Source organism: Streptomyces ipomoeae 91-03, assembly GCF_000317595.1.
Lineage (GTDB): Bacteria > Actinomycetota > Actinomycetes > Streptomycetales > Streptomycetaceae > Streptomyces > Streptomyces ipomoeae.
Map to the genome: position 1 here is coordinate 1 of NZ_AEJC01000431.1, position 14,410 is coordinate 14,410.

The following is a 14,410-nucleotide window of genomic DNA, read 5'->3' on the forward strand; positions in this document are numbered from 1 at the left end:
CCTCGGCCGTCGACCCCGTGGCCGCTGCGGTACGGCGTCGGCGCGCCCAGAACCAGGCGGCGCCACCGGCCGCGACCAGGCCGGCCGCGGTGATGCCGAGCGGTACGGCGGCGCTGCCGGTGCTGGCCAGCGGGTCGTCCGAGGTGCCCGTGTCGCTCTCGGCGCCGTTCGTGCCGCCGGTGGTCGTGACCGAGTCGGCCGTCGGGGTCGGTGACGCCGTGGTCCCGGAGCCGGTGTCGTCGTCGGCTCCGGCGAAGGTCACCGGGATACGGACCGTCTGGCTCTGGTCGCTGCCCCGGGTGTGGTCGTTGCGGGTGATCACGGAGCAGGTCACACCGGACTTGGCGCAGTCGGTGTTGGCGTCCTTGGCCCGGACCTTGAGCCGCACCGAGAACGTGCCCTTGTGCCCGCTGCCCCCGTAGGGCTTGGCCAACCCCTCCCCGTACGAGGGCGGGTCGGAGGAGATCCACACCGAGGCGCCGGACTCGCCTGCCGTGTCGACGCCGCCGACACAGGGTGTGGGCGTCCTGCCCGCGCCGTTGTCCACGCAGAAGGCGACGTAGATGCCCTTCTCGGTGTTGTAGCCGGAGCCGGACACGGTGACCGTCTCGCCGGCCGGGTCGAGCCCGGCGGATGCGGAGACGGTGAGCTTCTGGCCCTCGGGACCGGTCGCGGAGCCGCCGGCGGCCACCGCCGAGGGGGCCGGGGCGAGGACCAGGGCGCTCGCGACGGCGATCGAGGCCGGGACGACTCTCAGGGCGCGCGGGGCTCGTAAGCCACGTCTGTGCATCGGTGTCAGCACTCCCACCACAGGAAACTCAGGTAAGGCTAACCTAAGGTAACGAACAACTGTTGAGAACGGTAGACATGGAAGGCGGTTCGATGCGTACGAACGGAAGACCTCAACTCTCCTTTGCTCGAAGGGGAGTTGCCGCCGTCGCCGTCGCTCTCGCCGTGCTCGCCGCCGGATGCGCGGGCAGCGGCGGTGATGGTGAAGCCAAGGGGGCGGACCCCTCGCCGTCGTCCGCGAGCGCCCGCGCGGCGGCGGCCGTCAAGCAGTTGAGGACGAACTCCCTCGTGCCGCTCGAAGGAGACGCGCCCACGCCGGAACTGCCCGTCACCGTCGACTCGTCCGACGGCCGGAAGGTCACCGTCGAGGACGCCTCACGGATCCTTCCGCTCAACGGAGGCATCGCGGAGATCGTGTTCACCCTCGGCCTCGGTGACAAGGTTGTCGGGCGGGACATCACCGCCACGTTCAAGGAGGCGAAGGACCTTCCCCAGGTCACCAAGGCGCATGACGTGAGCGCGGAGAGCGTGCTCTCGCTGGATCCGACGGTCGTGCTCGCCGACACCGACACCGGTCCCGGTGAGGCCCTAGACCAGATCCGGGATGCCGGGATCCCGGTCGTCGTGCTCGATCCGGCCTCCGAACTCGCCGATGTGAGCACGCGGACCACCCGGGTCGCCGAGGCGCTGGGCGTGCCCGCGGCCGGCAAGGCGCTCAACCGGCGCATCGCCGACGACCTGAAGGCGGCGCGGGCCGCCGTGCCCAAGGGCAGCAAGCCCAAGGTCGCGTTCCTCTACATGCGGGGCTCGGCCGCCGTCTACCTCATCGGCGGCAAGGGGTCCGGCGCGGACTCCCTCATCGCGGCGGCCGGGGCGGAGGACGCCGGGGTCGCCGCCGGGCTCGACAAACCGTTCACCCCCATCACCAGCGAGGCTCTGGTCGAGGCCCAGCCCGAGGTGATCCTGATGATGACCAAGGGACTGGAGTCCGTGGGGGGTGTCGACGGGCTCGTGGAGATCCCGGGGATCAAGGAGACTCCGGCCGGGATGGACCGGCGGGTGGTCGATCTGGAGGACGGGGTGCTGCTGAGCCATGGGCCTCGGACGCCGTTGGTGATCGACATTCTGGTGGAGCGGCTGCACCAGGGGTGACGGTGGGGGGGAGCCGGAGGGATTTCGCCCCCGCCGCCCCTCCCCATTCCCGTCTCCTGAGGGCTACGCCCCCAGACCCCCTTGTCGCCCTTCGGGCTCGTCCTCAATCGCCGGACGGGCTGGACGGGCTGAAGGTGTGTCAGCTGTCGTAGTCCACCGTCAGGGTTTCGGAGACCGGGTACGACTGGCAGGTCAGCACGTAGCCGGCTTCGACCTCGGACGGTTCGAGGGCGAAGTTGCGGCGCATGTCGGCCTTGCCGTCGGTGATCAGGGCGCGGCAGGTGCCACAGACGCCGCCCTTGCAGGCGAACGGCAGGTCGGGGCGGGTGCGTTGGGCGCCGTCGAGGATGGTCCTTTCGCGGGAGAGGGGCGCGGTGGTGGAGCGGCCGTCGAGCGTGACGGTGACCTCGCTGACCGGGCCCTCGGCGGCGGCCTCCTCGTGGCGCACCTCCCGTACGGGTTCGTCGTCTGCGTGGAACAGCTCCTGGTGGACGCGGTCGGCGGGGACCCCGAGTCCGGCCAGGACCTGTCGGGCGTCGCGGACCATGCCGTGCGGGCCGCACAGCCACCAGTGATCGGCGCTCTCCACATCGACCAGGGCGTCGATCAGCGCCGAGAGCCGTTCGGCGTCCAGACGGCCCGAGAGCACCTCGGCCTCCCGGGGTTCCCGGGACAGCACGTGGGCGAGCTGGAAGCGGGCCGGGTACAGGTCCTTCAGGTCGGCCAGCTCATCGGCGAACATCACCGTGCCGCTGCGCCGGTTGCCGTAGAAGAGGGTCACGGTCGAGCGGGCGTCCGCCGCCAGGACCGACTCGGCGATGGAGATCATGGGGGTGATGCCGGAGCCCGCCGCGATCAGCACATGGTGGCCGGGGGTGGCGAGGTCCGGGGTGAAGAACCCGGTGGGTGCCATCACCTCCACGGTGTCACCGGGCCGTACGTCGCCGACGAGCCAGGACGAGAACAACCCGCCCGGCACCACGCGCACCCCGATCCGCGGCGCCGACCCGACCGGCGAGCAGATCGAGTAGGACCGCCGCTCGTCCCGCCCGTCGACCTCCCGCCGCAGCGTCAGTGACTGACCCGGCAGGAACGCGAACTCCTCCGCCAGCTCGTCCGGGATCTCGAAGCCCACGGCCACCGCGTCCTCGCACAACGGCTGTACGTCGGCGACGCGGAGCCGGTGAAAGGCCGGCCGACGGCGGGGGCGCGGGCGTACCTCCGGGGTGGGGGCCGCCGCGACCGTGCCCGTCGGCTCTTCCCTCAGGCCTTCCATCAGATCTCCTTGACGTACTCGAACGGCTCGCGGCAGGTGCGGCAGCGCCACAGGGACTTGCAGGACGTGGCGGCGAAACGGGAGGTCTCCTCGGTGTCCGCCGAGCCGCAGCGGGGGCAGGGGACGGTGCGCCGGGTGGGCGACAGGGTGAGGGGGACGGGGCCGCGTGGGGCCGTGCCGGGTGGGGCGATGCCGTGTTCGGTGAGTTTGCGGCGGCCCGCGGCGGTGATCCAGTCGGTCGTCCAGGGCGGGTTCAGGACCGTGCGGATCTCCACGCGCTCGTATCCGGCCGCGCGCAGCCTCGCCGCGACGTCGGCGCGCATCTCGGCCATGGCGGGACACCCGGAGTAGGTCGGGGTGAGGCTCGCGATCACCGTGCCGTCCCCGGTCAGCTGGACGTCCCTCAGGACGCCCAGGTCGGCGAGGGTCAGCATGGGCAGCTCGGGGTCGGGCACCTGTTCGGCGATGTGCCGGGCGCGGCGCGCGTCGAGGGCCTGCGTCGGCGGTGGGGTGGCCCCTTCGCGCGACGTGGTCCGGAGACCGACCGGCGGTGTCACCATGTCGCCTCCGGGTGGGCCCGGGCCACGCTCTGCAACTCGGCGAGCAACGGGGCCAGATGCTCGGTGTGGTCACCGTTGCGGCCGGCGCCCGGCAGCGGGCGGTACACCAGCATGGGGAGACCGGCGGCCTCGGTCACCTGGCGGAGTACGGCGGCGACCTCGTCCCGGACGTCGTACGCCGTGAACAACTCGCCGAAGTACGGGGCCACTCGCTCCAGGGCCCTGCGCATCCGCCGGTGGGACTCCTCGGTGCCGTCGCCGAGCCGCACCACCCAGTCGGCCGCGTACTGCCGGTGGTACGTCAGCTCCTTGACGCCCTTCGCGGCGATGGCCGACAGGACCGGGTCCGGGTGCGTGACCAGCCGTTCGAAGTGGGCGAGGCGCCAGGTGGACAGGATCAGGAGCCGGACGACGGAGAACGCGAAGTCGTCATTGGGGAGTTCGGCGAGGCGTACGTTGCGGAAGTCGTCGGCGTCCCGGAAGTAGGCGTACGCGTCCTCGCCGCGCCCGGTGCCGTCGACCTGACCCGCGCGGGAGTACAGCAGACGGGCCTGGCCGAGGAGGTCGAGGCCGATGTTGGCGAGGGCGACCTCCTCCTCCAGCTCGGGGGCGCGGGTGGTCCACTCGGCGAGCCGTTGGGCCGAGACGAGGGCGTCGTCGGCCAACGCGACGCAGACGGCGGCCAGTTCAGCGGTGTCGACGCCCTCGGGCACAGTGGTGTCGACACCGTGCAGCGGGTCCTCGAAGCCGGTGCCGTACGCCCAGCGCGTGTCGTCCTCGTGTCCCTCGGCGAGGGTCAGGTAGACGTGGTCGTCGCTCATGCCTGTTCCTTGAGGTGACTGAGGGGACTAGATGTGCGGGACGTCTTCGGGGATGTCGTAGAAGGTCGGGTGGCGGTACACCTTGTCGGCGCTGGGCTCGAAGAACGGGTCCTTCTCGTCGCGGGTGGAGGCGGCGATGTGCTCCGAGCGGACCACCCAGATCGACACTCCCTCGTTGCGGCGGGTGTACAGGTCGCGGGCGTGGGTGAGGGCCATGGTGTCGTCGGCGGCGTGCAGCGAGCCGACGTGGACGTGGTTGAGGCCGCGCTTGCCGCGTACGAACACCTCGTACAGCGGCCAGTCGCCCTTGTTCGTGCCGGTCATGCCGCCGTCCCCTTCCGGGCTCGTTCGCTCTGCCTGGCCGCGTGGGCGATGGCCGCCTCACGGACCCAGGCGCCCTCCTCGTGGGCGGTCCTGCGGCGTTCCATCCGCCGGTCGTTGCACGGTCCGTCGCCGCTGATCACCCGCTTCAGCTCGGCCCAGTCGGGGGTGCCGAAGTCGTAGTGGCCGCGCTCGGCGTTCCAGCGCAGCTCGGGGTCGGGCAGGGTGACGCCGAGTTTGTCGGCCTGCGGGACGGTCATGTCGACGAAACGCCGGCGCAGCTCGTCGTTGGAGTGCCGCTTGATCTTCCAGGCCATGGACTGCGCGGAGTTGGGCGAGGCGTCGTCGGGCGGGCCGAACATCATCAGCGACGGCCACCACCAGCGGTTCACCGCGTCCTGCACCATCTCCCGCTGGGCGTCGGTGCCGCGCATCATCGTCAGCAGCAGCTCGTAGCCCTGCCGCTGGTGGAACGACTCCTCCTTGCAGATCCGCACCATCGCACGCGCGTACGGCCCGTACGACGACCGGCACAGCGGCACCTGGTTGCAGATCGCCGCGCCGTCCACGAACCAGCCGATGACGCCGACGTCGGCGAAGCTCAGCGTCGGGTAGTTGAAGATCGACGAGTACTTCTGGCGCCCTTCGATCAGCCTCTGTGTGAGGTCCGCCCGGTCGGCTCCCAGCGTCTCCGCCGCCGAGTACAGATACAGCCCGTGGCCCGCCTCGTCCTGGACCTTGGCGAAGAGGATCGCCTTGCGGCGCAGCGAGGGCGCCCGGGTGATCCACTCGCCCTCCGGCTGCATACCGATGATCTCCGAGTGCGCGTGCTGCGCGATCTGCCGGATCAGGGTCCTGCGGTAGCCGTCCGGCATCCAGTCGCGCGGCTCGATCCGCTGGTCCCGCGCGATCGTCGCGTCGAAGTGCTCCTGGAGCGCGTCCGGAGCGTCCTCGGACGGTGCCCCGGCGGAGTGTGGCGTCGTCATCGAAACCCGCTTCCCAACCGACCATTCGTTCGGTTCCAGTGTGACGTGATTCCTGAGGCCGGGCAAGCCCCGGGTCCTGACCGAATGCTCGGTCAGGGCGCAGGATGAGCAGGATGAGGGAGAGAATGGCGCGGCCCCGCCGCGGTCACGACGACGAAGGAGTGACGATGGGCAGCCTGGGCGAACCGCTCCCCCACGACCTGCTGGACGACGCCGAGCGCCTGACCCGGGCACAGCTGGCGGAGCTCCAGCTGGACCGGCTGCGGGCGACCCTGCGCCACGCGTACGACAACGTGGAGCCGTACCGGAAGAAGTTCGACGCGGCCGGGGTCGCCCCGGACGACTGCCGATCGCTTCGCGATCTCTCCCGGTTCCCCTTCACCACCAAGGCCGACCTGCGGGACACCTACCCGTACGGCATGTTCGCGGTGCCGATGTCCGAGGTACGGCGCGTCCACGCCTCCAGCGGGACCACCGGGCGCCCCACGGTCGTCGGCTACACGGAGCGGGACCTGTCGATGTGGGCGGACGTGGTCGCCCGTTCGATCCGGGCCGCCGGGGGCCGTCCGGGGCACAAGGTGCACATCTCCTACGGCTACGGCCTGTTCACCGGCGGCCTCGGGGCGCACTACGGGGCCGAGCGCGCCGGGTGCACGGTGATCCCGGTCTCCGGCGGTATGACGGCCCGCCAGGTCCGGCTGATCCAGGACTTCCGCCCCGAGATCATCATGATCACGCCGTCCTACATGCTCACGCTGCTCGACGAGTTCGAGAAGCAGGGCGTCGACCCGCGCTCCACCTCCCTGCGGGTCGGCATCTTCGGCGCCGAGCCGTGGACGGAGGAGATGCGGCGCGAGATCGAGGAGCGGGCGGGACTGCACGCCGTCGACATATACGGACTGTCCGAGGTGATCGGCCCGGGGGTGGCCCAGGAGTGTGTGGAGACCAAGGACGGGCTGCACGTGTGGGAGGACCACTTCTACCCCGAGGTGGTCGATCCGCTCACGGACGAGGTCCTGCCCGACGGTGAGAAGGGCGAGGTCGTCTTCACCTCCCTCACCAAGGAGGCCCTGCCCGTCATCCGCTACCGCACCCGCGACCTGACCCGCCTGCTCCCGGGCACCGCCCGCCCCGCGTTCCGCCGGATGGAGAAGATCACCGGCCGCTGCGACGACATGATCGTCCTGCGTGGGGTCAACGTCTTCCCCAGCCAGATCGAGGAGATCGTCCTGCGTACGCCAGGTGTGGCCCCGCACTTCCAGATCCAGCTGACCCGCCGTGCCCGCCTGGACCATCTGACGGTGCTCGTGGAGGCCCGACCCGACACAGCTCCCGAGCAGCGGGCCCCGGCCGGCGCGTCGATCGCCGAGGGCGTCAAGGAGGGCGTGGGGGTGACGGTTGAGGTGAGGGTCGTGGCCCCGGAGACGCTGGAGCGGTCGGTGGGCAAGCTGAAGCGGGTCAAGGACCTCCGCGAGTCCACGGAGTGACCCCGGGGAGCGACCGGTCACAAGGAACCCGCGGCCCGAAGCCTCCACTTCCCCGACGCCGCTCTCGCTCTCAGTCACCCCCGGTACACGACATGCCCACCCGTCACGGTGAGCAGCACCGGCGCCTCACCGACCTCGTCGGCCGGCGCCTCCACGGGGTCGACGCCCAGCGCCGTGAGGTCGGCCCGGAACCCTACGGCTATACGACCTGCCGCGTCGGCCTCGCCGGCGGCAACGGCCGCATGGCTGGTGCACCCCTCCAGCGCCTGGACCCCGGTGAGCCCGTCCCGGGAGGACGCCGCCCCCTTCGGTGCCCTGGCGGTGGCCACCACCGCACGGGCGTCGTAGTGGGCGATGGGCCAGTCCGAGCCCAGCGCTACGACGGCACCCGCATCCCGCAGATCCCGCAGTCGCCAGGCCCGCAGAGCGCGCTCCTCACCGAGCCGCACGGACCACTCGTCCGTCAGGTCGGCCCAGGTGTACGCGGTGTGCGGCGGCTGCATGGGGGCGATGACCCCGGACTCGGCGAACCGCGCCACCAGATCGTCGGGCACCGACTCGATGTGCTCCACCCGGTGCGCGAGCCGACCGCCGGGGCCCAACGACTCGACGGTGTCGAGGACATGCCGTACGGCGGCGTCCCCGATGGCGTGGGTCGCGGTCCGCACCCCGGCGCGGTGCAGATGACGCACGGCCTCGCTGTACGCGGCCGGGTCCGGCCAGAACGCGTCCGTGCCCTGACCGTGGCAGTCGGGGTGGTCCAGCCAGGCGGTGCCGCCCTCGACGGTGCCGTCCATGAAGAACTTCACCCCGCCGACCCGCCAGTGCCGTCCGCCCCGGCCCTGCAGGGCGACGAGTTCCGCCAGGTCGTCCGCGTCGGCGCCGGGCATGCACCACGGCGCGAAGCGCAGCCGCAGCGGCAGGACGGTCTCCTCCGCGACGGCACCCACCAGGTCGAGGTCGCCGAGGTCCATGACATGGGCGCCGGTGAGCCCGGTGGCCGCCATGGAGTGCAGCAACTCGACCAGCCGGGCGCGGCGTTCGTCGTACGACGGCCGGGGCAGGACGGGCTGGACGAGTTCCATCGCGGCGTGCTCGACGAGATGCCCGGTCAGCCGTCCGTCGGCGTCGACGGCGAGGTGCGAGCGCTGGGCGAAGGCGCGTGGCCCGGTGATGCCGGCGGCTTGAGCGCGGCCTCGGTGACGAGGGCGGAGTGGCCGTCGTAGAGACGGAGGAAGGCGGGGGCGCCGTCCAGTACGTCCTCGACGAGGGCGCGGTCGATGGGGCGGCCCCCGAAGACGTTGTGGTCCAGGCCGTATCCGATGACCCAGCCGTCGGTCCGCTCGGCGGAGCTGAGCTCGGCGCGCAGTCCGTCGAGGTCGCGTACGGCGGTCAGGTCCAGCCCGGTGGCCATGTCCAGGCCCCACACGGGGTGGCTGTGGCTGTCCACCAGGCCGGGCACCAGCCGGCCGCCGCCCAGGTCCACGATCTCGGTGCCGGGGCCGCGCCAGTCCCGTACGTCCTCCGTCTCCCCCACGGCGGCGATCAGTCCGTCGCGTACGGCGACCGCGGTGGCGTACGGCCGCCGCGGGTCGAGGGTGCGGACGTGGGCGCCGGTGATGACGAGATCGGCGGTGGGCATGGAGCGGGTCTCCTCGGAGCGATGGAGCGGGTTCGATGGAGCGGGCGGCGGCTGAGCGGCGGGGTGTCACCCGTCGGCGTTCGCCAGTGGCTCGGCGGCGTTCACGGATGCCTCGTCGGTGTTCACCGGCGGCTCCGCGGCGAAGCCCGCGTACACCTCCGGCCTGGCTCGGCGCAGCCACCACGCGAGGGCCAGGCCGATGACGAGGATGGCCGGGACGACGGCCGCGAGGACGGTGTTGACGGTCGTGGAGGCGCCGGTGAACTGGTCGAGGTGGGTGACGACCAGGACGATGGCACCAGCGAGGAGCACCGCCGCCACGACGGGGGCGACGACCGTGCGCAGGGCGCCCTCGGTGTGGGTGACGCGTCGGAAGTACAGGGGTACGGCGATCACGGCGAGCAGTTGCAGCAGCATCAGCGCGAGCATGCCGGGGGTGTTCACCCACAGCAGCAGCTGCATGTACGGGTCGGCGCCGGCCGCGGCGAAGGTGAGGACGACGATCGCGCCGAGGGCGGTCTGCGCGAGGCCGGCGACGTACGGGGAGCGGTGGCGCGGGTGGACGCGGGCCAGGGCCTTGGGGAGGATCCCCTCCTCGGCGAGGGCGAGGCCGTAGCGGTTGATGGCGTTGTGGAAGGCGAGGAGGGAGGCGAGGACGCTGGTGACGATGAGGATGTGCATCAGATCCGCCGCCCAGGATCCGACGTACGTGGTGATGGCGGCGAAGAACAGGTCGACCGGGTTCGCGCCGGCCGCCGCGATGACCCGGGCGTCACCGAAGGCCTGGATCACCGTCCACACGATGAACGCGTAGAACAGGCCGAGGAAGCCGACGGCGAGATAGGCGGCGCGGGGCACCGTACGGGCCGGGTCGCGGGCCTCACGGCGGTAGATGACGGTCGACTCGAAGCCCGTGAACGCGGCGAACGCGAAGGCCAGGACGGCGACCATGCCGGGCACCAGGACGTTGTCCGGGGCGAGTGAGGCGAGGGAGAGACCGTCGGCGCCTCCCTTGACCAGCACTCCGGCGGCGAGCAGCAGGAGGATGCCGGTCTCGGCGACGAGCAGGACGCCGAGCACCTTGGCGCCGAAGTCGATGGACCGGTAGCCGCCGTAGCCGATGAGCAGCAGGCCCGCGAGGGAGACGGGCAGCCAGGGGATGTCGGCGCCGAACAGGGCGTGGGCGGTGTCGCGGGTGGCGGTGCCGAGGAGGCCGTAGACGCCGATCTCCATGCCGTTGTAGCCGATCAGCGCGAGCAGCGCGGCGCCGATGCCGGCCCGGCGGCCGAGGCCGCGGGTGATGTACGCGTAGAAGGCGCCGGCACTGCGGACGTGACGGCTCATGGTGGTGAACCCGACGGCGAAGACGGCGAGGGTCACACCGGCGAGGAGGTAGCCGACGGGGGCGCCGATGCCGCCCATCAGGATCGCGAGCGGGGCGACGCCGGCCATCACGGTGAGCGGGGCGGCGGCGGAGACGACGAAGAAGGCGATGTCGGCGGTGCCGAGCGAGCCGGAGCGGAGGGAGGGCGCCGGGGTCTGGGCCGGGGCGCTCCCGGCCGGGACCGGGCCGGCCGCGGAGGGGGTGACAGTCATGAGGGAAGGTCCTTCTGGCTGCGGGCGGGGACGAGAGTACCGGGCGTGCGGGGTGACCTGGCCCGTAAACCTAAAGGCTTTCGGTTTTCGCAATGGAGCCTTCACCTGGACTGCTGGGAAGACCCTGAAGGGGACGGACACCATGGGACGGCCGCGCACGCCCCTGCTCGACCGGGAGCGCATCACCACCACCGCACTCGAACTCGTCGACGCGCAGGGCGAGTTCAGCGTCCCGCAGATCGCCCGTCGGCTCGGGGTGCAGACCGGCTCGGTGTACCACCATGTGGACGGCCGGGACGGCATCGTGGAACTGCTGCGCGAGCGGGTCGCGGAGGGCATCGACGTCTCCGCCCTCGACCTCCGCCCCTGGGACGAGGCCCTGGCGGCATGGGCCCGCTCCTACCGCGCCGCCTTCGCCGCCCACCCCCGGGCCATCCCGCTGCTGATGACCTCACCGGTCCGGGCACCGCGCGTCCTCGAACAGTACGAGCGGGCCGTGGCCCTGCTCCTCGACACGGGGTTCCCGCTCCCCGATGTGATGCCGGTACTCGTCGCCCTGGAGAACGTCGTCCTCGGCTCGGCCCTGGACCTCGCCGCACCGGTGGCCATGTGGGAGATCACCGACGAGACGGCCACACCACGGCTCGCCGAGGCGCTGGACGCGGTCGGCGACGACCGTGCGGACGCCGCGTTCGAGCTGGCGCTGGAGGGGTTCCTCGATCACGCGCGGCAGAGGCTGGAGGCGTACGCGCAGGTCTAGAGGCTGTCCGCCGGTTCCCGTCCGTCTCGCGGCGACGACGGGAATCGGCGGACAGGTCCTGGAAAATCCCGGTGCGTCGGCTCGTACACCTCTGCGATCATCCCCGAATGGCCCACAGTCTGGAATCGCTGGTCCTCCGGCACACCCACCGCCTTCCCGCCCCCAAGGGGTCCGCGGGCGAAGGCACCGCTGCGGCGCGGCAGTTCGACGCCGTGCTGATGTCCGTCGGCTTCAAGCTCTCGCGGGAGCTGCTGGAGCGGTTGTCGGGGCTGTCCGAGGCCGCGGTCGTGCACACCGCCAGGCGGACGCTGCGCACCGTGCGCGAGATGGTGGGCGACCACGTCCGGCACAACTCCTACTTCGTCGACTTCCCGGCGAACGTGCCCGACACGGCCGAGTTCTGGATGGACTGCGTCGAGCGGGCCCTCAGCGACGACCGGACACGGGCCGGCACCATGGCCCAGCTGGCGCGGGGCGTGGTGAACCTGCTCTCCCTGCCGACGTACGGCAGGTACCAGCACACGTACGAGGAGATGCTGGCCCGCCACGACGAGCTGATCGCGGGGGCCGGAGACCGTCTGACGGTCCTGCACCCGGGCGGCGACCTGGACGACGAGCTCACCGCGCTCTACCTGGCGCTGGCGACCAGCACCACCCCGCTGGGCGAGGAGCACCTCAGCGACCTCAGGACCCTCGCCGGGCACTGCGCGAGCGGCCCGCAGCCCGAGGTGATCCCGGTCCGGGAGAACCGCGCGGTCATCAACGAGGCCCGGCTCGGTGTCGGCGCGGACCCGCTGCTGGACACCGTCACCGATGTGCTCCGGCTGGCGTGCGCGGTCTCGGGCGGTGATGTGACGCTTCAGGAGCCGACCCGGTTCCGGACACTGCCGCGGCCGATTCGGCGGGCGCTGCTCGCGGGCCTCGACGCCGTGGTCGCGGCGAACCCCGCGAAGCTCGCCGATGTGCACGCGCACCGGGAGCCCTTCAAGCGGCTCGGTGAGCGGCTGCACCCGCACGAGTACCCGCGCTGGCCGCACGCCGCCGATGTGTTCGCCGTCGCGCGGGGCGAGAAGAAGGCGCGGTCCTTCGACAGCCGGGTCGAGGAGCTGCTCGACGAGTACGACATCCCGGGTGCGGTGGCGTTGCTGAAGTCCGCGCCGGGCAAGCTGTTCCGTGCGCTGGACCTGCTGCTGCGCATCGCCGCCGACCAGGGCGAGCGGGACGCGGTGGTGGCCGCGGCGGAGGAGATCGTCTCCCAGGTCTCCGGCCGGGTCGTTCTGTCGGTGCGCGAGCACTTCCACAACCGTGAACGCGAGTCCGGTGAACGCCGGATCTTCGTCAACCGCCGGGGCCGCGCCTGGGTCACCCCCGACCACCGCCCTGCCGTACCGGCCGCCGACCGCGACCGCCTGATCGCCGCGCTCGACGCCGAGCTGCGCCGTCGGCTCCCGGCGCCGGGCCGGCTGCTGGTCGACCCCGACGTCCTCGACGTGGCGCTCCCGCTCAGCGGCAAGGCGACGGCGGCCGGGCTCGGCGTACTGCCGCGGGGTTCGGTCTCGGCGGTCGACGGTGAACTGCTGCGCTTCTTCACCTACTGGAAGCAGGCCCGGCAGCGGACCGACTACGACCTGTCGGCACTGCTGCTCCACCGTGACTACAGCACCGACACCTGGCTCTCCTACACCTCCCTCAAGTCCGTCGGCGGCGAGCACTCCGGCGACATCACCGAAGCGCCCGACGGGGCCTCGGAGTTCATCAATCTGCGGCTCGACAAGGTGCGCGGCACGTTCATCGTGCCGCAGGTCAACATCTACGCCGGCGAGGGCTTCGAGGAGGTCGAGGAGTCGTTCTTCGGCTTCATGCTGCGCGACGGCGAGCAGAAGGGCCGTCCGTTCGAGCCGCGCACGGTGCGGATGAAGTCGGAGCTGCGCGGGCCGGGGCGGATCGCGCTGCCGCTGGTGTTCCGGCGCGGGGAGGACGGCCGGTGGCGCGCGAAGTGGCTGCACCTTTATCTGCGGGGCCTGTCGTCGGCCAACCGGGTCGAGGAGAACCAGGTGTCGGTGTCGAAGGTGGTGCGCGCCGTCGTGGAGCGCGAGCAGCTGACGATCCGGTACCTCGTCGACCTGATGACGGGCGCCGACGACACCACGAGCGTGGAGTCGTGGGACGGGAAGTCGGTCCCGGAGGAGCCGGTCACGTACATCGGTCTCGAACGCCCGGAGGGGCTGCACCCGGACTCCCGGATCATCACCCTCGAAAATCTGCGCGACCTGATCCCGGCATGAGTGCTAGCGTTGCCTGCGGCGAGGCCATGAAGGGGCTTCCTTCTCAATTCCTTTCCTGAAACGAGTTCTTTCGCTTTCCTCGCCCTCGACCTCCGACCGGGAGGCGCCACACCGGCGCCTCCCGGTTCTCGTATGCGCTCGGACGCCGGTAATCCCAGCGACATGGCCTCGGACCGGCTGTTACGGTTGCTCGCGGCGAGGCCATGAAGAGGCTTCCTTCTCACCCGCCGTGAAAGCGGCTTGAACGCACAGCCCCTTCGCTCTCCTCGCTCTCGGCTTCCGACCGGGAGGCGCCACACCGGCGCCTCCCGGTCGTCGTATCCGGCGGCGGGCCGCCGGCTCATCGCGTGAGCGCCGCCCGGGCCACCATCAGCGCCTGTTCCGCGTATCCCCGTCCGAAGAGCACCGCGTGCACCAGCAGCGGGAAGAGCTGGTGGAGTCCCACCCGGTCCACCCAGCCGTCGGCGAGGGGTGCCGTCTCCTGGTAGCCGGTGAGGACCTGGTCCAGATGGGGGCAGCCGAAGAGGGCCAGCATGGCGAGGTCGGTCTCGCGGTGGCCGCCGTGTGCGGCCGGGTCGATCAGCCAGGCCTCGTCGTCGGGGCCCCAGAGCACGTTGCCGTTCCACAGGTCGCCGTGCAGCCGGGCGGGCGGCTCGGCGGGGCCCGCGAGGTCGGGCAGGCGTACGCAGACCTCCTCGACGACGGTCGCCTCGGCCGGGCGGATCGTGCCGGCGT

General features: G+C 71.6%; 12 protein-coding genes and 1 pseudogene. 4 read left to right on the top strand and 9 right to left on the bottom strand.

Annotated features, from left to right (window positions below; genetic code table 11):
* Positions 1-790 (bottom strand): LPXTG cell wall anchor domain-containing protein (locus tag STRIP9103_RS28620; RefSeq protein WP_063747326.1); only part of this gene is annotated, 790 nt, incomplete at its 3' end.
* A 92-nt stretch (positions 791-882) separates the two neighbouring features.
* On the opposite strand from STRIP9103_RS28620, the gene STRIP9103_RS28625 reads away from it, so the two are divergent.
* Positions 883-1,941 (top strand): heme/hemin ABC transporter substrate-binding protein, encoded by a 1,059-nt coding sequence (locus STRIP9103_RS28625; RefSeq protein WP_048821158.1) that lies wholly within the window; start codon positions 883-885, stop codon positions 1,939-1,941.
* Positions 1,942-2,080: 139 nt separating this feature from the next.
* On the opposite strand, the gene paaE is transcribed toward STRIP9103_RS28625, so the two are convergent.
* Genes paaE through paaA form a run of 5 tightly spaced genes read right to left on the bottom strand, consistent with a single transcriptional unit; the run spans position 2,081 to position 5,905 of the window.
* Positions 2,081-3,217: a 1,2-phenylacetyl-CoA epoxidase subunit PaaE gene (paaE, locus tag STRIP9103_RS28630; protein ID WP_009326300.1), complete on the bottom strand. Its 1,137-nt coding sequence runs from the start codon at positions 3,215-3,217 to the stop codon at positions 2,081-2,083.
* On the bottom strand, positions 3,217-3,777 hold the full coding sequence (gene paaD / locus STRIP9103_RS28635; RefSeq protein ID WP_009326299.1) for a 1,2-phenylacetyl-CoA epoxidase subunit PaaD: 561 nt from the start codon (positions 3,775-3,777) through the stop codon (positions 3,217-3,219). The genes paaE and paaD overlap by 1 nt, the downstream gene beginning before the upstream one ends.
* Positions 3,771-4,598 carry a 1,2-phenylacetyl-CoA epoxidase subunit PaaC gene (gene paaC / locus STRIP9103_RS28640; protein ID WP_009326306.1) on the bottom strand — a complete coding sequence of 276 codons (828 nt, stop codon included), beginning with the start codon at positions 4,596-4,598 and terminating at the stop codon, positions 3,771-3,773. Before paaC ends, paaD begins: the two co-directional genes overlap by 7 nt.
* A gap of 27 nt (positions 4,599-4,625) precedes the next feature.
* Positions 4,626-4,922: a 1,2-phenylacetyl-CoA epoxidase subunit PaaB gene (paaB, locus tag STRIP9103_RS28645; protein WP_009326309.1), complete on the bottom strand. Its 297-nt coding sequence runs from the start codon at positions 4,920-4,922 to the stop codon at positions 4,626-4,628.
* Positions 4,919-5,905 carry a 1,2-phenylacetyl-CoA epoxidase subunit PaaA gene (gene paaA, locus STRIP9103_RS28650; RefSeq protein WP_048821154.1) on the bottom strand — a complete coding sequence of 329 codons (987 nt, stop codon included), beginning with the start codon at positions 5,903-5,905 and terminating at the stop codon, positions 4,919-4,921. The genes paaB and paaA overlap by 4 nt, the downstream gene beginning before the upstream one ends.
* A 167-nt stretch (positions 5,906-6,072) precedes the next feature.
* Between paaA and paaK the strand changes: the two genes are divergently transcribed.
* A complete protein-coding gene (gene paaK, locus STRIP9103_RS28655; RefSeq protein WP_009326301.1) occupies positions 6,073-7,392 on the top strand; it encodes a phenylacetate--CoA ligase PaaK in 1,320 nt (439 codons plus the stop codon).
* Positions 7,393-7,466: 74 nt separating this feature from the next.
* On the opposite strand, the pseudogene STRIP9103_RS28660 reads toward paaK, so the two are convergent.
* Both STRIP9103_RS28660 and STRIP9103_RS28665 read right to left on the bottom strand, forming a co-directional pair.
* Positions 7,467-9,034 (bottom strand): annotated as a pseudogene (locus STRIP9103_RS28660) (amidohydrolase).
* Positions 9,035-9,100: 66 nt separating this feature from the next.
* The gene (locus STRIP9103_RS28665) at positions 9,101-10,630 is read right to left on the bottom strand and encodes an APC family permease (RefSeq protein WP_009326311.1); all 1,530 of its coding nucleotides are present in this window, start codon (positions 10,628-10,630) and stop codon (positions 9,101-9,103) included.
* Between the two features lie 142 nt (positions 10,631-10,772).
* Here STRIP9103_RS28665 and STRIP9103_RS28670 point away from each other — a divergent pair, with 142 nt between their 5' ends.
* Entirely contained in the window at positions 10,773-11,390 is a 618-nt protein-coding gene (locus STRIP9103_RS28670) for a TetR/AcrR family transcriptional regulator C-terminal domain-containing protein (protein WP_009326305.1), read from the top strand.
* Between the two features lie 107 nt (positions 11,391-11,497).
* Complete coding sequence (locus STRIP9103_RS28675; RefSeq protein ID WP_048821155.1) at positions 11,498-13,675, top strand: TerD family protein; 2,178 nt, start codon at positions 11,498-11,500, stop codon at positions 13,673-13,675.
* 340 nt (positions 13,676-14,015) lie between these two features.
* On the opposite strand, the gene STRIP9103_RS28680 is transcribed toward STRIP9103_RS28675, so the two are convergent.
* Positions 14,016-14,410 (bottom strand): fructosamine kinase family protein (locus STRIP9103_RS28680; RefSeq protein WP_048821156.1); only part of this gene is annotated, 395 nt, incomplete at its 5' end.